This is a genomic window from Shewanella sp. H8, from assembly GCF_040285065.1.
GTDB lineage: Bacteria > Pseudomonadota > Gammaproteobacteria > Enterobacterales > Shewanellaceae > Shewanella > Shewanella polaris.
In genome coordinates this window covers 1,718,323-1,736,185 of record NZ_CP157213.1, presented here as the reverse complement: position 1 = coordinate 1,736,185, position 17,863 = coordinate 1,718,323, and the positions used below count along the sequence as shown (strand labels likewise).

At 42.1% G+C, this 17,863-nt stretch carries 10 protein-coding genes, 2 tRNA genes, 2 rRNA genes and 1 pseudogene; 4 read left to right on the top strand and 11 right to left on the bottom strand.

Features of this window, described 5'->3' with window-relative positions:
• Positions 1 to 153 precede the first annotated feature (153 nt).
• The 5 genes from ABIS04_RS07550 to gmhB all read right to left on the bottom strand — a co-directional run bounded on the left by ABIS04_RS07550 (position 154) and on the right by gmhB (position 6,795).
• Positions 154 to 3,058, bottom strand: a 23S ribosomal RNA gene (locus ABIS04_RS07550).
• A 352-nt stretch (positions 3,059 to 3,410) separates the two neighbouring features.
• Positions 3,411 to 3,486, bottom strand: a tRNA-Ala gene (locus ABIS04_RS07545).
• A 136-nt stretch (positions 3,487 to 3,622) separates the two neighbouring features.
• A tRNA-Ile gene (locus ABIS04_RS07540) sits at positions 3,623 to 3,699 on the bottom strand.
• Positions 3,700 to 3,915: 216 nt separating this feature from the next.
• Positions 3,916 to 5,464 (bottom strand): 16S ribosomal RNA (locus ABIS04_RS07535).
• The 16S and 23S rRNA genes sit together here with 2 tRNA genes alongside, the layout of an rRNA operon.
• Positions 5,465 to 6,234: 770 nt before the next feature.
• Complete coding sequence (gmhB, locus tag ABIS04_RS07530) at positions 6,235 to 6,795, bottom strand: D-glycero-beta-D-manno-heptose 1,7-bisphosphate 7-phosphatase (RefSeq protein ID WP_350433064.1); 561 nt, start codon at positions 6,793 to 6,795, stop codon at positions 6,235 to 6,237.
• Positions 6,796 to 6,996: 201 nt separating this feature from the next.
• On the opposite strand from gmhB, the gene ABIS04_RS07525 reads away from it, so the two are divergent.
• Positions 6,997 to 7,671, top strand: coding sequence for a GntR family transcriptional regulator (locus ABIS04_RS07525; RefSeq protein WP_350433063.1), 675 nt, complete (start codon positions 6,997 to 6,999; stop codon positions 7,669 to 7,671).
• A gap of 148 nt (positions 7,672 to 7,819) precedes the next feature.
• Positions 7,820 to 8,902 carry a ketoacyl-ACP synthase III gene (locus ABIS04_RS07520; RefSeq protein WP_350433062.1) on the top strand — a complete coding sequence of 361 codons (1,083 nt, stop codon included), beginning with the start codon at positions 7,820 to 7,822 and terminating at the stop codon, positions 8,900 to 8,902.
• A gap of 54 nt (positions 8,903 to 8,956) precedes the next feature.
• Here ABIS04_RS07520 and ABIS04_RS07515 read toward each other — a convergent pair whose 3' ends face one another.
• The 4 genes from ABIS04_RS07515 to ABIS04_RS07500 all read right to left on the bottom strand — a co-directional run bounded on the left by ABIS04_RS07515 (position 8,957) and on the right by ABIS04_RS07500 (position 13,624).
• Positions 8,957 to 9,646 carry an exonuclease domain-containing protein gene (locus ABIS04_RS07515; RefSeq protein WP_137221240.1) on the bottom strand — a complete coding sequence of 230 codons (690 nt, stop codon included), beginning with the start codon at positions 9,644 to 9,646 and terminating at the stop codon, positions 8,957 to 8,959.
• The gene (locus tag ABIS04_RS07510) at positions 9,646 to 11,493 is read right to left on the bottom strand and encodes a DUF294 nucleotidyltransferase-like domain-containing protein (protein ID WP_140233933.1); all 1,848 of its coding nucleotides are present in this window, start codon (positions 11,491 to 11,493) and stop codon (positions 9,646 to 9,648) included. Before ABIS04_RS07510 ends, ABIS04_RS07515 begins: the two co-directional genes overlap by 1 nt.
• A 133-nt stretch (positions 11,494 to 11,626) precedes the next feature.
• Positions 11,627 to 13,345 (bottom strand): sodium:solute symporter family protein, encoded by a 1,719-nt coding sequence (locus ABIS04_RS07505; RefSeq protein ID WP_350433061.1) that lies wholly within the window; start codon positions 13,343 to 13,345, stop codon positions 11,627 to 11,629.
• 12 nt (positions 13,346 to 13,357) lie between these two features.
• Complete coding sequence (locus ABIS04_RS07500; RefSeq protein WP_188921825.1) at positions 13,358 to 13,624, bottom strand: DUF4212 domain-containing protein; 267 nt, start codon at positions 13,622 to 13,624, stop codon at positions 13,358 to 13,360.
• A gap of 688 nt (positions 13,625 to 14,312) precedes the next feature.
• On the opposite strand from ABIS04_RS07500, the pseudogene ABIS04_RS07495 reads away from it, so the two are divergent.
• A pseudogene (locus ABIS04_RS07495) lies at positions 14,313 to 14,768 on the top strand (GGDEF domain-containing protein).
• 9 nt (positions 14,769 to 14,777) lie between these two features.
• On the opposite strand, the gene ABIS04_RS07490 reads toward ABIS04_RS07495, so the two are convergent.
• The gene (locus tag ABIS04_RS07490; RefSeq protein WP_350433060.1) at positions 14,778 to 16,247 is read right to left on the bottom strand and encodes an alpha/beta fold hydrolase; all 1,470 of its coding nucleotides are present in this window, start codon (positions 16,245 to 16,247) and stop codon (positions 14,778 to 14,780) included.
• 103 nt (positions 16,248 to 16,350) lie between these two features.
• Here ABIS04_RS07490 and ABIS04_RS07485 point away from each other — a divergent pair, with 103 nt between their 5' ends.
• A complete protein-coding gene (locus tag ABIS04_RS07485) occupies positions 16,351 to 16,935 on the top strand; it encodes a DUF6942 family protein (RefSeq protein ID WP_350433059.1) in 585 nt (194 codons plus the stop codon).
• Here the strand turns inward: ABIS04_RS07485 and nadE are convergent.
• Entirely contained in the window at positions 16,922 to 17,752 is an 831-nt protein-coding gene (gene nadE, locus ABIS04_RS07480; RefSeq protein WP_350433058.1) for an ammonia-dependent NAD(+) synthetase, read from the bottom strand. The genes ABIS04_RS07485 and nadE overlap by 14 nt on opposite strands.
• Positions 17,753 to 17,863: the final 111 nt, after the last annotated feature.

Genomic DNA, 17,863 nt, shown 5'->3' with positions numbered 1-17,863 from the left:
TAATTCGGAAAGCTGATTGCTTTTTGAGTCTCTCACACTGTCTAAGCGCTCTATTCTAACACTAAGGTCATGCTCCCTTTAGTACGACCTCCATGGAAGGAGGAAGTGCTAGAAAATGTCGGGAACATTTTCAGTAAAACCCATCTGGGTTGTATGGTTAAGCCTCACGGGTCATTAGTACAAGTTAGCTCAACGCCTCACAACGCTTACACACCTTGCCTATCAACGTAGTAGTCTCCTACGGCCCTTTAGAGAGCTTAAAGCTCTAGGGATGACTCATCTTAGGACTCGCTTCCCGCTTAGATGCTTTCAGCGGTTATCGATTCCGAACGTAGCTACCGGGCAATGCTATTGGCATAACAACCCGAACACCAGCGGTTCGTCCACTCCGGTCCTCTCGTACTAGGAGCAGCTTCCTTCAATCATCCAACGCCCACGGCAGATAGGGACCGAACTGTCTCACGACGTTCTGAACCCAGCTCGCGTACCACTTTAAATGGCGAACAGCCATACCCTTGGGACCGACTTCAGCCCCAGGATGTGATGAGCCGACATCGAGGTGCCAAACACCGCCGTCGATATGAACTCTTGGGCGGTATCAGCCTGTTATCCCCGGAGTACCTTTTATCCGTTGAGCGATGGCCCTTCCATTCAGAACCACCGGATCACTATGACCTACTTTCGTACCTGCTCGACGTGTATGTCTCGCAGTTAAGCTGGCTTATGCCATTGCACTAACCGTACGATGTCCGACCGTACTTAGCCAACCTTCGTGCTCCTCCGTTACTCTTTGGGAGGAGACCGCCCCAGTCAAACTACCCACCAGGCACTGTCCCGAACCCCGATAAGGGGCCGCGGTTAGAACATCAAAACTACAAGGGTGGTATTTCAAGATTGACTCCACTCTGACTAGCGTCAAAGTTTCAAAGTCTCCCACCTATCCTACACATGTAGGTTCAATGTTCAGTGCCAAGCTATAGTAAAGGTTCACGGGGTCTTTCCGTCTAGCCGCGGGTATACGGCATCTTCACCGCAATTTCAACTTCACTGAGTCTCGGCTGGAGACAGCGTGGCCATCATTACGCCATTCGTGCAGGTCGGAACTTACCCGACAAGGAATTTCGCTACCTTAGGACCGTTATAGTTACGGCCGCCGTTTACCGGGGCTTCGATCATGAGCTTCTCCGAAGATAACCCAATCAATTAACCTTCCGGCACCGGGCAGGCGTCATACCGTATACGTCATCTTGCGATTTTGCACAGTACTGTGTTTTTGATAAACAGTTGCAGCCACCTGGTATCTGCGACTGCCGTCAGCTTAGGGAGCAAGTCCCATCACCGACAGCAGCGTACCTTCTCCCGAAGTTACGGTACCATTTTGCCTAGTTCCTTCAGCCGAGTTCTCTCAAGCGCCTTGGTATTCTCTACCCGACCACCTGTGTCGGTTTGGGGTACGATTTCTACTAACCTGAAGCTTAGAAGATTTTCCTGGAAGCATGGCATCAACTACTTCATCACCTTAGTGACTCGTCATCAGCTCTCAACCTGTACATTTAAGTACGTATTCCCGGATTTGCCTAAGAATACAGCCTACTACCTTAAACGCGGACTACCAACGCCGCGCTAGCCTAGCCTTCTCCGTCTCTCCATCGCAGTTAGCAGAAGTACAGAAATATTAATCTGTTTCCCATCGATTACGCCTTTCGGCCTCACCTTAGGGGTCGACTCACCCTGCCCCGATTAACGTTGGACAGGAACCCTTGGTCTTTCGGCGAGGGAGTTTTTCACTCCCTTTATCGTTACTCATGTCAGCATTCGCACTTCTGATACGTCCAGTGTGGGTTACCCCTTCACCTTCAACCGCTTACAGAACGCTCCTCTACCGCGCACACCTAATGGCATGCACCCGTAGCTTCGGTGGTATGTTTAGCCCCGTTAAATCTTCCGCGCAGGCCGACTCGACTAGTGAGCTATTACGCTTTCTTTAAATGATGGCTGCTTCTAAGCCAACATCCTAGCTGTCTAAGCCTTCCCACATCGTTTCCCACTTAACATACACTTTGGGACCTTAGCTGACGGTCTGGGTTGTTTCCCTTTTGACAACGGACGTTAGCACCCGCTGTCTGTCTCCCGAGTAGTACTCATTGGTATTCGGAGTTTGCAAAGGGTTGGTAAGTCGGGATGACCCCCTAGCCTTAACAGTGCTCTACCCCCAATGGTATTCGCTCGAGGCGCTACCTAAATAGCTTTCGAGGAGAACCAGATATCTCCGAGTTTGATTGGCCTTTCACCCCCAGCCACAAGTCATCCGCTCATTTTTCAACATAAGTCGGTTCGGTCCTCCAGTTGATGTTACTCAACCTTCAACCTGCCCATGGCTAGATCACTCGGTTTCGGGTCTACGCCTTGCAACTAAACGCGCAGTTAACACTCGGTTTCCCTACGGCTCCGCTATTCGCTTAACCTCGCTACAAAACGTAAGTCGCTGACCCATTATACAAAAGGTACGCAGTCACGGTCTCAAGAACCGCTCCCACTGCTTGTACGTACACGGTTTCAGGTTCTATTTCACTCCCCTCACAGGGGTTCTTTTCGCCTTTCCCTCACGGTACTGGTTCACTATCGGTCAGTCAGGAGTATTTAGCCTTGGAGGATGGTCCCCCCATATTCAAACAGGATGTCACGTGTCCCGCCTTACTCGTTTTCATCTATGGTTAGTTTTTATGTACGGGGCTATCACCCTGTGCCGCTGAGCTTTCCAACTCATTCCACTAACACCCCATAGACTTAAGGGCTAATCCCCGTTCGCTCGCCGCTACTAGGGGAATCTCGGTTGATTTCTTTTCCTCCGGGTACTTAGATGTTTCAGTTCCCCGGGTTTGCCTCACTACACTATGTATTCATGTAGTGATAACAGCTTATGCTGCTGGGTTTCCCCATTCGGATATCGTTAGCTCAAATGCTTATTACTAGCTCGCCAACGCTTTTCGCAAGTTATTACGTCCTTCATCGCCTCTGACTGCCAAGGCATCCACCGTATACGCTTAGTCACTTAACCATACAACCCAAATGAGTTTCACTTGCGTGAACCACCTGCGTTATATCGCAACTAGCTGGTTTTTACTTGTCTCACCTCCAGGGTAGGAAGTGGACTCGCCTTAGTTTTTAGAATATTCAAGACACTTAAACAGTGTTTTGAGAACTCAAGATACTGATACTTTCGCATCAGTATTATTTTCGCACTAACGTAATCACATCAATAACAACGGATCGTTATCAATGCGCCTTTAGTTAGTACTATCAGCTTTCCAAATTGTTAAAGAGCGGGCTTAAAAAAGCCAAAGATAAAATTTCATTTATCTTTGGCATCTCTAACCTATGCATATGCTTATCGTCATGATAAGTGTAAATGGTGGAGCTATGCGGGATCGAACCGCAGACCTCCTGCGTGCAAGGCAGGCGCTCTCCCAGCTGAGCTATAGCCCCATTTACATGCAGTGAGATTAATATCCAGTATCCAATCATAAGATTGGCGAAGCCAAATCGAATTTTAACAAGTTAATTCAATGCGACGTTTAGTTCACTAAACGAGTATTTAATTAACGCAGATAAAATGAAGATTTGGTGGGTCAGAGTGGACTTGAACCACCGACCTCACCCTTATCAGGGGTGCGCTCTAACCAGCTGAGCTACAGACCCATTCTTTTTGGTCTTTTAACTGTTACTCAGCGTTGCTTTCGTCGTTCGGTCGTCATGTAGTAAACTACACATCCTCCCTCTCTTCTCAAGCGCCTTGATTAACAATCAAAATCCTCAAAAATACCTTTCGATATCTTTCTCTTTCTTTCTATCAAGTAATCTGTGTGAACACTCACATGCATCGCTGCACTTTAGGTATTGAGTTAGTCGTATAGGTAAGGAGGTGATCCAGCCCCAGGTTCCCCTAGGGCTACCTTGTTACGACTTCACCCCAGTCATGAACCACAAAGTGGTGAGCGTTCTCCCGAAGGTTAAACTACCCACTTCTTTTGCAGCCCACTCCCATGGTGTGACGGGCGGTGTGTACAAGGCCCGGGAACGTATTCACCGTAGCATTCTGATCTACGATTACTAGCGATTCCGACTTCATGGAGTCGAGTTGCAGACTCCAATCCGGACTACGACGTACTTTGTGAGATTAGCTCCACCTCGCGGCGTTGCAACCCTCTGTATACGCCATTGTAGCACGTGTGTAGCCCTACTCGTAAGGGCCATGATGACTTGACGTCGTCCCCACCTTCCTCCGGTTTATCACCGGCAGTCTCCCTAGAGTTCCCACCATTACGTGCTGGCAAATAAGGATAGGGGTTGCGCTCGTTGCGGGACTTAACCCAACATTTCACAACACGAGCTGACGACAGCCATGCAGCACCTGTCTCACAGTTCCCGAAGGCACACCAGAATCTCTTCCGGCTTCTGTGGATGTCAAGAGTAGGTAAGGTTCTTCGCGTTGCATCGAATTAAACCACATGCTCCACCGCTTGTGCGGGCCCCCGTCAATTCATTTGAGTTTTAACCTTGCGGCCGTACTCCCCAGGCGGTCTACTTAATGCGTTAGCTTGGGAGCCCAGTGACTAAGTCACCAAACTCCGAGTAGACATCGTTTACGGCGTGGACTACCAGGGTATCTAATCCTGTTTGCTCCCCACGCTTTCGTACATGAGCGTCAGTCAGTTTTTGTCCAGGGGGCCGCCTTCGCCACCGGTATTCCTTCAGATCTCTACGCATTTCACCGCTACACCTGAAATTCTACCCCCCTCTACAAGACTCTAGTTCACCAGTTCTAAATGCAATTCCCAGGTTGAGCCCGGGGATTTCACATCTAGCTTAATGAACCGCCTGCGTACGCTTTACGCCCAGTAATTCCGATTAACGCTCGGACCCCTCGTATTACCGCGGCTGCTGGCACGAAGTTAGCCGGTCCTTCTTCTGTAGGTAACGTCACAGCAGCGTGCTATTAACACGCTACCTTTCCTCCCTACTGAAAGTGCTTTACAACCCGAAGGCCTTCTTCACACACGCGGCATGGCTGCATCAGGGTTTCCCCCATTGTGCAATATTCCCCACTGCTGCCTCCCGTAGGAGTCTGGGCCGTGTCTCAGTCCCAGTGTGGCTGATCATCCTCTCAGAACAGCTAGGGATCGTCGCCTTGGTGAGCCATTACCTCACCAACTAGCTAATCCCACCTAGGTTCATCCAATCGCGAAAGGCCCGAAGGTCCCCTCCTTTCCCCCGTAGGGCGTATGCGGTATTAGCAGTCGTTTCCAACTGTTATCCCCCTCGACTGGGCAGATCCCTAGGCATTACTCACCCGTCCGCCGCTCGTCAGCAAAGAAAGCAAGCTTCCTCTCTGTTACCGCTCGACTTGCATGTGTTAGGCCTGCCGCCAGCGTTCAATCTGAGCCATGATCAAACTCTTCAATTAAAGTTTTTTGAAACCTTTCTGTTAGGAAAGACTTCGGCTCAATGAATTCTGATTACATCTTATAAACTCGGAAGAATCTATAAAACGTTTGTTACATATTACTATGAACATTCATCGTTGCATTGAGTTGAAATTTTTTGATTACCTAAAGCAGTTAAACTGATTTAAGTAATTTCGAATAACTCAATACCTGTGAATGTCCACACAGATTACTTGATAAATTGTTAAAGAGCGGACCTGGTAACTAGCGTTAGACGCCGTGTTCCGTGTCAGTGGTGTGTATTATAGGGAAAACATTTTATAGCGCAAGAGCTTTCTGTTTTTTTATTACGAATTCAACTCAACTGCGCACAATTTAAACTCAAAGCCACATTTGAGCATGTTTCTGCTGCCTTTATGAACAAAAACGGCTTACTACAAACAATGTTGATTTTATTTTTCGTATTTTAATATGGCTAATTATAGAGTTCAAAGAGATCTAAGTATGTAATTCACCCCATTAAGGCTAAAAAATTGCTGAAACAAGGTTAAATCAATGTTAACTCAACAGAGTCTAAACAATATAGCCATTTAAATTGAACATATCAGCTTATCTTAAGAGCATTTGTTGTGGATAGACAACAAGGGCTACTTATTTATGGGAAGGACATGCTAAAACGGAATAATGAGAAATAACCAAATAGTTTATCAATAGTCGATGTTCATATATAAGTGGACTAATGCTTACACATGAACCGACTATAAACCAAAAGTGGTTATGTATATTGTAATTATTGTGTCAGTAATTGACTCAATAGACTAGGTACATCAGCAATACTGTCAACCACGGCGCTGGCAAGTGCAATGCCTGTTTCATCTACCACTTTACCTGAACGAACTAAAATAGCAGTGTTAATACCCGCAGCTTTCGCTGCACGCATATCATCAGCCTTGTCACCCACCATCACAGACTGGCTCATATCGATTTCCAAAAAATCAGCCGCCGAAGTTAGCATGCCGGGTTTTGGTTTACGGCAATCACAGTCTTGCTTATATTCACCTAAACCTTTTTCTGGGTGATGTGGACAATAGTAGATACCATCAAGCTCGATACCTTTATCTGCAAAGTTCCAATCCATCCATTCCGTTAAATGATGAAAATCGTCCTCACTGTACATGCCACGCGCAATACCAGATTGGTTAGTGACGACTATTAATAGGTAACCCATTTGCTTTAGCGCTAAGCAAGCTTCAAATACACCGTCTATATATTCAAACTCGTCCACGTTATGGACGTAACCATTGTCTATATTGATGACACCGTCACGATCTAAAAATACTGCTTTATTCAACCTTACACTCCTTAAACGCTTTCCTATTCTTATTATCCCATTGAGATGATTTTGGTGCCAGACAATCTGTATATTTTTAAATATTTGTTTAAATGGTCACTTTTTCTGACGTTAATCAGCTCAATTGCATAGGTTTCACTTTATAAAACTGCTGCTAAGCGGTACCCTTGCTCGAATAAATTAGTAATGACAATATAATACATGAACAATATACCGCCTATTATTCATAAAACTCGCACTCAACTTGTCGTTGAGGCGCTAAGAGAGCGGATTCTTTCTGGTGACATACAAGGAGGAGAACCGCTAAGACAATCTGCAATTGCAGAACAATTGAATGTAAGTCGCATTCCTGTACGTGAGGCTTTAGTACAATTAGAAGCTGAAGGCCTGATCAATTTCGAGCCACATAAAGGTGCAACAGCAACCTTGTTGTCTGTTGAACAAGTTACCGAATTATTTGAGTTACGCGCTATGATTGAATCAGATTTATTGGCTAAAGCTATTCCAATGTTAACTGATACCGATCTTATTGAAGCAGAGACGATTTTGGTTCAACTTGAATTAGCATTTAAACTGAAAGAATCTGTGGCCAGTTGGAGTGAACTTAATACTCGCTTCCATACTCGTTTATATGCAGCGGCTAATCGTCCCCATACTATGGATGTGGTTAACGGTTTAAACACTAATTGCGATAGATATATTCGTCTACAGCTCCTTTTTACTGGCGGGATCCCTGTCGCAGAAAGAGAGCATCGAGTGTTGCTCGGATTATGTAAAAATCGAGATATCGAAAAAGCGACGCTATTGTTGCGTGAGCATATATTGCATGCCTCAACTTCGATAAAAAAACTGGTAGAACAAAAAGTTAAGCCATAAAAAAACAATAGCAAATTTTAGTAACGACTATTTAAGTCCGCATTTTGAAAAACTTGCCATCAAGAGCTTCTCAGTTTACTTTGAAAGCCAAGCTATTGATGTTGAATTTAAATTTTATTAATTATTGAAACATATTGAGAGAATTCTTATGCAGTATGCACATATTACCGGCTGGGGTAAATCTGTTCCACCCGCGACATTAACCAATGAAGATTTAGCCACATTCATGGAAACAACCGATGAATGGATTAAAACACGTACTGGCATCAGTAAGCGTAATATTAGTCATGTTAATACTTCAGAAATGGCATCGGTAGCCGCTAAGCATGCACTTGCTGCTGCAGGGATCGACGGCAGTGAACTCGATTTAATTATTTTAGCAACCGCCAGTCCTGATACTTTAATCCCCAACATTGCATCAAAAGTACAAGCCGATATTGGTGCAACATGCGGTGCATTTGACATTAACGCCGCTTGCAGTGGATTTTTGTATGGTGTTGGTTTAGCCAGTTCAATGATTAAAAGTGGTCAAAGTAAAAAAATCCTCATTATTGGTGCTGAACGTTTGTCGTTTTACTTAGACTGGTCTCGCCGCGAAACAGCTGTTTTATTTGGTGACGGAGCAGGTGCAGTGGTGCTTGAAGCTAGCAACCAACCTGGCGGCATATTGGGTTATGAGATTAATAATGATCCAGAAGGTCGTGACATTTTAAAGTCTGACTTTGGTTCCAAGATGGATAGACTCGATACTGACTCTTTAGACTTTTATATCCACATTAATGGTCAAGATGTATTTAAACGTGCGATTCATGGCATGGGCAGTTTAAGCAATACAGTATTAGAAAAATGTGGAATGGGTATCGATGATGTCGATTTTGTTATACCGCACCAAGCAAATGAACGGATTATAGATACTTTAATAAGCCGGATGAAAATTCCGAAAGAAAAAGCTTTCGTTAATATTGCTGACTATGGCAATACATCGGCTGCAACAATTCCTATTGCGATTTGTGATGCGTTGTCTCAAGGTAAAATTGTCCCTGGACAAACGATTTTATCATGTGCATTTGGTGCAGGATTAACCTCTGCAGCTGTACTATTTAAATGGGGAGAAAGAATAACCCCTATCTCAGTAAGTGATGCAAATTTACCACCTTGTGATAAAACCGCACTTGAATTGATTAAACCTGCAGTTGACTATTTTTTCAATAAAGCTAATAACCCAAAATAAGCTTTATTCAGTATCTAATAAAAAGCCAGTCTCGATGATTGGCTTTTTTATTTGCTAAGCAGACACCTTGATTAAGTCTTTAACATATAATTTTTTAATATCGCCCATCGCTGCCACTTGAGCCAACAATAATTCAGCACATGATAGTGCATCGACAAGCGCATTGTGCGCCGAATAAACAGGTAAATGATATCGTTCTCGACTCGCCCCTAATCGTAGCGAACCTTCCTTTAATACAGGTTGTTGCATTAAACAACGTTTCTTTTCTATTGCTAGCGTATCAATAAACACTAACGGAATAGATTGACCAAAGCAGCGTATTAACTGCTGTTGAATAAACTGTATATCTAACGGTGCATGATGAGCCACCAAAATATAGCCTTTAGTTTGTGATAAAAACCAGTCAATGGCCTCGTCTAACGTTAATGCCATATTCAATTGATTATCAACAATACCGTGAACCGTCGCGCTATGACCGACACTACCGTTAATTGCAATCATCATATGTTGTGCTTTCTCTAGTGGAATAACGCCCTTGATAATCGGTACCATGCCAATACTAATGACTTGATCATTGATGGGATCCAATCCTGTCATTTCTAAATCGATTGCCATGAGTGGCGCATCGAAAAATGGTTTTGTTAATGCTGGAGTAATTGCTTCTAAATAAGAATTGAGTGACGAAGGTAAAGTGGTAATTTTGTTACGCCACAACACGACTTTTATCCACCACAAATTAGACACTAAAAACTCCTCATAAACTTAAGTTTTATACCAGCTTGTGCATCATGGACCACTTTAAAAGCATCACGCAGTTGATGACGCATTAATGAAGAAAGATGTTGTGGTTTTAAAAAATTATTAACAGGTAAATTATTGGTCGCTTGGTAACCTTGATTAGCTAAACGCATATGCGCAATAAACTCATGGGCATCCGCCAAGTTAAGGGCATCTTTACGATTCATAATATTCGAGTCCATCAATACTCTAATTCGTTTGGCAGTATTCACCTCTTTTATCCCTGCACTTAACGCATACACTCTAGCAATGTCATTAATTAACGCACTGCCCTTATGCTTTAAATCCATGCCTTTAACTTCTGTTCCATCACGCTCAAGCACAAACTTTCTAAAAAATCCCAGTGGTGGAGATTCTGTAAGCGAATTACCCGCCATGCCAGCCAGAAAGATATCGTTATTTTTTGTTGAGGCTAAAACATCATCTTGAAGTTCACTAAATAAATTCTGTGGCCCAAATACTGATCGCATATCGAAAAAAATACTGGCATGCATTAAGGCTTTTGGTTCTGGGGTATTAACCCATTTTGAAAACAGCCCTTTCCATTTCACCAGTGATAATCGCCATTTAGGATTTTGCGCCATAATGTCGCCGGGACAATAAATATAACCACATTCATCTAATCCCTTACAGACTGCTTTGGTTAAGGTTTCAAAATAAGCAGCAGCGAATTCATCAGGCTCGTGAGCAAGTAATAAACCATTGTCTTGATCCGAACAGGCCACTTGATCTTGGCGACCTTGGGAACCAAAAGCCAACCAACAAAACGCCATCGGAGCCTGTCCTAAAATCTGTTGGTTCAGCTCAATAAGACGACGAGTTAATGCATCGGTTACTGAGGTTAATACCCGACCAATCTCTTCTGCTCTGGCATCGGCACTAATTAGGTTTTGTAATAGTAATGGGATCTGTTTACTCACTTGAATAAGTTTTTCTATGTTACCTTGTCGCCCTATTTCGCCAATAAGCAAAAGTGGCTGAGAGCTTTGAGAGCGTAATATATCAGTGCTAGTGATCATCCCTAACGCATGACTACCATCAACTACTGGTAAGTGGTGAATATTATGCTCGCTCATCGCTAACATTGTTTCGAACACTAACGCATTAGCGTGGGTTGTCACTGGATTGATTGTCATAGCTTGACTCACCAGTGTATTAACATCTAATCCTTCAGCAATGACACGATTACGTAAGTCCCGGTCAGTCAATATACCGGTTAATTTTCGGTTATCGGTAACTAACACCGATGACACTCTGTGCTCACGCATCATTTTAGCTGCATCCATCACACTGGCATGCGCATCAATCATAATGGGCTGAGATGACATAATTGAAGTAATACGACTAGTTGCAGTCAAGTCTTTAGCAGTAAATTTAGCTTCATTGCGCAAGCGTTTAGCAAAAGCACGGGCAAAAAACTGATCAAAGCTTCGATGCTCGGAACGCAATTTGGCAAACACGGATTGTGGTAAATGATAAACTAAACTGTCTTCAAGGATGGCTACTTTATTAACCACTTTCTCACCAGATAATAAGGTGGAAAATCCAAAACATTCGCCTTCTGCGACTCTATCAACCAGCACCCCTTCGGGATCGCGCACTTCAAATGCGCCACTACGTACAATGTATAATTTAGGATTGTCTTTATCAAACTCAACAAATGCAGAGGCTTTACTGTAATAACCAACTGTAATCAATTTTGCGCACCGTTGGATCACATCAACGGGTAATGAATCAAACGGTGAATGAGCCGCTAAAAACTGCTCTACTGGTTGTAACTCGCTGGCATCCATTAATCATTTCCCTATTGTGCATAAGCGAACAATATCACTATAGCAAAGCGTTTCGCTTATCTGCTATAGGACTAAAGCCCAACAAAAAGAGCGCCGAAGCGCCCTTTTGTGAACTGTATTGATTAAAGCTTAATTAGTGATCGTGAGCTTCACCTGATCCTTTAGGGAAACGAATCGATTCAACCATTGCAACTATTTCGTCAGGAATTTTAGTGGTCACTTTACTAACAGCAAAAGCGACACCAAAGTTAACCATCATTCCCACCATACCAATACCTTCAGGAGAAATACCTAAGAACCAATTCTCGGATGAATTAGCAGCCGGATTGATAAACTTGAAATAAGCAATATAACTGGCAGTAGATAATAAGCCAATCACCATACCTGATATGGCACCTTCTTTATTCATGGTTTTAGAGAAAATACCCATGATAATAGCTGGAAATAACGACGCTGCTGCAAGGCCAAATGCAATGGCCACCACCGCAGCGACGAATCCTGGAGGATTAATACCAAAGTAACCCGCCATAACAACGCCAAAACCTGCGGCTATTCGTGCATACATCAACTCTTTCTTATCCGAAATATCCGGCATTAGATTTTTCTTGAGTAAATCGTGTGACACAGATGTTGAAATTACCAGTAATAAACCCGCAGAGGTAGACAATGCTGCGGCTAAACCACCCGCGGCAACTAATGCTATAACCCATGCTGGAAGGTTAGCAATTTCAGGGGTGGCCAGAACAATAATATCGCGGTCAATGTTCATTTCATTTTTTTCACCACTGGTGTAAAAAATCTTGCCATCGTTATTCTTGTCATCCCACTTAATTAACCCTGTTTTTTCCCAGTTTTTAATCCAAGTTGGCGCCGTTTCATAAGGCACCCCTGTTGAATCTGGTCCATTAATGGTTTCAATCATATTAACTCGAGAGAATGCTGACAATGCAGGAACGGTGGTATACATAATGCCAATAAACACTAATGCCCAACCCGCTGAAATACGTGCATCTTTTACTCTAGGAACAGTAAAGAAACGTACAATTACATGCGGTAAGCCCGCTGTTCCGAACATTAATGCACCGGTAATAAAGAATACATCAATCATCGATTTGGAGCCTTCGGTATATTGGGAGAAACCGAGCTCTGCCGATAATCCGTCGAGCTTATCAAGTAAGAACACCCCCGTGCCATTACCAGCAGCATCAATCATTTCCGCACCAAAACCAATTTGCGGTAGGATATGACCTGTCATCATTACTGAGATAAAGATAGCGGGAACCATAAAGGCAAAAATAAGAACACAATACTGTGCTACCTGTGTATAGGTAATCCCTTTCATGCCACCTAATACAGCATAAAAGAACACCACTGCCATACCAATATACACGCCTGTTTCAACGTCAACTTCTAAGAAGCGAGAAAACACCACGCCAACACCACGCATTTGCCCTGCAATGTAAGTAAAACAAATAAAGATGGCACAAATAACAGCTACAGTTCGTGCTGTCTGTGAATAGTAACGATCACCAATAAAATCTGGTACCGTAAATTTGCCAAATTTGCGTAAATAAGGGGCCATACATAATGCTAATAGTACGTAACCGCCCGTCCAACCCATTAAGTAAACTGAGCCATCATAACCAGTAAAAGAAACAATACCAGCTAATGAAATAAACGATGCTGCTGACATCCAGTCAGCTGCAGTTGCCATACCGTTAAGAACGGGGTGAACGCCACCACCTGCAACATAAAACTCTTTGGTTGAACCTGCTCGAGACCAAATGGCGATCCCGATGTACAGCGCAAAAGTCGCGCCGACAATTAAATATGTTAGTGTTTGAACATCCATTTTTAGTGCTCCTTAGTCTTCCTGAACATTGTATTTTTTGTCTAATGCATTAGCTTTCGCTACATAAACAAAAATCAGCGCCACGAATACATACATTGCACCCTGCTGCGCAAACCAGAAACCCAGTTTGAATCCCATAAAGGTAATTTCGTTTAACACATCTACTAATAAAATACCGCAGCCAAATGACACTGCAGCCCAAATTGCAAGCAAGCTAAGTACTAAACGTAAATTCTCACGCCAGTAACCCGCTGCCTTATCGTTATTTTCAAAACTCATTGTGACTCCCCATAAGTTATTTTTTCTAAAGTCATAGTTAATTTAGCAACTCAGGGGGGCACCACAATCAAGACCTTAGTCGTACTTAATTAACAAACGTTAACGTAAAACATAAAATATCATATAAAACAAGATGTTAAAAATAACAAATTAAAAATAACTTATTGTTTATTCAATTGAATTAGACCAAGGTCGAACAAGATTTCGCCATTAAAAGATTGGGATCTGCATCACAAAAGATAAAAAGGGATATTTGCGAGTAAAAATTTTCCGTTTGCGTTGAAATCTGTACTATTTCCAGAGATAAGTACTTAGATAGAAGTAAATTTTTTAGAATACAAATAATAAGGATATTTTTTGACGTTGCCACGGATTAATCAACAACACCTATTATTCTCGATTCTTTTGGGAGTAATCGGATTTATCATCAATTGTCATCCAATACAATTTTTCGCCAACATGCAATTTGTATTAGGTAACACGGTCACTGTCATTGCAGCCGTTTGGATCCTTGGTACACATTTTTGACAGCCATGATGGCATCTACAGAATTAATATTGATATAAGATAGCCCGCATGTGTATTTGTTTTTGGGGATTGAAGCATTATTGTTAGGCTATGCTAATAAGAAGCTCACTGAACAGGCTTATATAATCGTCGTTTTGCTGAACGTAAATTTGGTGAATTAGTGGATTTTTGTTTGCGCAGCAAACAGAGCATAACGGTTGTATTGCTTGATTTAGATTTCTTTAAAAAGGTTAATGACAATTATGGTCATTTAGCTGGAGATGAGTGTTTACGGAACGTGTCGCAATTATTATAGAAATATTTTAAACATGACATTGATATTGCGGCCCGTTATGGCGGAGAAGAATTTTTACTTATTCTGCCTTTATCCAACACCTTACATATTGAACATCATCTCGATGGCTTTAGAGAAACACTGTCACAGTTAACATTCACATCACCCGAAGACAAACAGTCATTTAATGTAACTGTCAGTATTGGTGCTATTACGGCAAAGCTGATTATGAAGCTGAACTCGATAAGTGGATTAAAGTCGTGGATGAGAACCTCTACCAAGCAAAGCAACAAGGACGTAACCAAACTATTATTAATATCATTAGCGACTAATATTGAGTGATTTACTGTCTCATGGTGTCTCAGATTGATGTCCAAGAGTAAACTCATCAATTCGAGACAACATATAAGGATAAAACGGATTCCATTTCTGACGTAGCATGTCATTGCCCGATATACTAAAAATACCTCGTTCACCTTGATAAATAGCTCTTCCTATTTGGATTTTTTCAGGATTATCATCGAGTAATGGCCCATAAAGTGTATCTTCAATCGGAAAGTTTAACGCCACATGGGATAAAGAATACACATCTTTAGGCCAAGTTAAATTTAATGCTAATACATCATCCGTTTTCGACTTATCAGTTAGCTCCCTCACCTGCACCTGATTATCATGTTGTGGATCATTCTCAACTAAGCTTAAGCGGTACGGCAACAGTTCAGGTAACCAAAAGGGAGCAAAAGATGCCAAAGGATCCTGAAACAGCAGTTGGTTGTTACTCCGTGTCCGATTCACGTCAAATAACACTAATTGATGATCTTTTTTTGCTGGTAATCTTTGATATAACAAATCGACCACAGCCAGCGATGAAACAGTATCATCGACGACAGACTGAAACGTTAATATTGCAGGTATAGCATTAAATTGTTGTGCTGTTAATGATGCTAATAGAGTCTGATTACGTTGTGTTAATTGGTAAACAACATCGCCAGCATTAACTGCAAAAGATTGATATTTGAAAGGATCGTATTCAGTTTGAATGCTATTCCAATACAACTTATCTTGTCCAAGTAGCTTACCTAACTGTGCTTGCCAGTAAGCGCCTGCAGCAATAGGCGCTAGACCAATGGCTGGCGATAACATTATTATGCCATCAAAGCTCGTAGGTTTATCTAAGCTGATATTCTCTAGCTCATGATTTAACGCTAATGCCGCTCCAGTAGAAAATCCCACCACATAAATCGGTTTATTAGGTAGTTGTGCAGAGAGATGCGCTACAGCAAGTGAAACAGCCCCAGCAAGATCTGGCCAACTGATATCGGTTAATCCTGAAGGAATAGTTCCGTGTCCAGGTAAACGCAACCCTAATACATGCGCCTGATGCTCATAATGCTGAGCTATATGCGACAACATATAAGGTGAGTCAGACATACCGTGCAATAATAATAAACCAAACTCTGCTTGTGGATTTGTCCATTCGAATGACCGGTTCCAATTTTGCTGCCATACCCCTGGATCAGACAAACTGTTACGTTCATAACGATTAATAGGAGATGCTATTTCAGGTTGGTATTGACGGTAAATTTGCTGCTCTACTTCAGCAAATAGTTTATCTTCTAATTGTAAATATTGATTAAAATTAGTTAAGCCTGACTGTTGATGATATTCAGATGTAAGATGTGTTGTGTGCCACAATGATAAATTAGGTCGTGCATTGAGCATCCAAACAGCGGTAATAATCAACGCTAAACCGATACCAACGGCGCCATAAAATGCGGCAAATAAAAAATGTTTAGTCGACCCAATGACAATTGCGCGCATAATAACCTTAGAAAATAGAGACAAAATATAAACAAAGAACATTGGGTAACATTTACCGCCAAACCGCTAGTCATTCAACATACATAACGATACAGGAAGTAATATGTCATCTGATTTATTTAGCCATGTATGGGGACCGATGAACCCCGAGATCATTTTTTATTTGCCTACTCCTCCAGAATTACCCACACACTGGCAAGCCTATCATCCCGATTCAATCACCCAACTGATTACATTAAATGGCAATCACTGGCGTAAAATTGTCACCATTATGGCGAAGATTTGTTGTTTAGAGCACGATATGAATGCCAACAAAGGGATTAGTTGGAAACAAATTCGTGACCAATTGTTTAATGAACCTTATGATCAAAAAACCGATAAACCCATAAACACTCCATCACACTTGCATTGCCAATTGTGTATTGTTAAACCAAATGTTAATCAGAGCGAAGAGGTAGTATTTCGTCCTGAATCTTGGCATATATTATGTGGCAAAGAAGTCCAGCAACGAATGGGTATAACAGAACCTCGGCTGTATACATCACTAGATGCCAAGCAAAAAATACGGCACCAGCACACAGTGCTACTGACACCATATTTAGATTATCGACAATATTCTAATGCGCTTATTGAACTAACGCGACAACATATTGCCACTGAAAAATGTTATTCCATTAATCGTAAATAGTTGGAATAGATTCGCGTTTATGTTGAGTACGTTTATAGATACTCACCAGTTTATCTTCCACTGATTGCGCAACATCTTTGCCTTCTAAGAAGTCATCAATTTGATCATAAGTCAGCCCTAACGCAACTTCATCTTCAAGTTGAGGTTTGTTATCTTCTAAATCGGCAGTTGGGGCTTTTTTCACTAATAAAACGGGAGCGCCCAAATACGCTGCTAACTGGCGAACTTGACGTTTATTTAAACCAAACAATGGCGCTAAATCACATGCGCCATCTCCCCATTTAGTATAAAAGCCGGTAATATTTTCAGCGCTATGATCCGTACCTACAACTAACCCGCTGACTAATCCTGCAATATTATACTGAGCAATCATCCGCATTCTTGCTTTAGCATTACCTTTAACAAAATCAATTTTATTCTCATCTGGTAACGTAATACCGGCTTCTGATAATCCGCTTAACGTCGCATGATGTATTCCAAGTACGCCATCGGCTATATTGACAGTAACTTGTTTTGAAGGCTGAATAAACAGACAAGCCATTTGAGCTTCATCTTCATCTTTTTGAATTTGATAAGGTAAACGAACCGCAATAAATTGATAAGTAGATCCACCATATTCCTGATTAAGAGAGTCTATCGCTAGTTGACACAAACGTCCCGCTAAAGAGGAATCAACTCCACCGCTAATCCCAAGTACTAAAGAGTGAGTCTGGGCTTCTTTCAATTTAGCTTTAATAAAGGCAATTCGGCGCTGAATTTCAAACTCAGGCTCAATGGCTTTGAGTACATGCATCTCTCTTAAGATTTGTCCTTTCACGTTTCGCTCCTGATTGCTTATTAATATTCTGGCTTTCGATACCTATTCTATAAAAATTTACACAAAAAAAAACGATAATGATGCTTCATTATCGTTTTATTTTATCGACGA

What these genes read in the sequence shown, in the direction of transcription:
- ABIS04_RS07525 (WP_350433063.1), top strand. Translation starts at nt 6,997, where the DNA reads ATGAACAATATACCGCCTATTATTCATAAAACTCGCACTCAACTTGTC.
- ABIS04_RS07520 (WP_350433062.1), top strand. Translation starts at nt 7,820, where the DNA reads ATGCAGTATGCACATATTACCGGCTGGGGTAAATCTGTTCCACCCGCG.
- ABIS04_RS07510 (WP_140233933.1), bottom strand. Translation starts at nt 11,493, where the DNA reads ATGGATGCCAGCGAGTTACAACCAGTAGAGCAGTTTTTAGCGGCTCAT.
- ABIS04_RS07505 (WP_350433061.1), bottom strand. Translation starts at nt 13,345, where the DNA reads ATGGATGTTCAAACACTAACATATTTAATTGTCGGCGCGACTTTTGCG.
- ABIS04_RS07500 (WP_188921825.1), bottom strand. Translation starts at nt 13,624, where the DNA reads ATGAGTTTTGAAAATAACGATAAGGCAGCGGGTTACTGGCGTGAGAAT.
- ABIS04_RS07490 (WP_350433060.1), bottom strand. Translation starts at nt 16,247, where the DNA reads ATGCGCGCAATTGTCATTGGGTCGACTAAACATTTTTTATTTGCCGCA.
- ABIS04_RS07485 (WP_350433059.1), top strand. Translation starts at nt 16,351, where the DNA reads ATGTCATCTGATTTATTTAGCCATGTATGGGGACCGATGAACCCCGAG.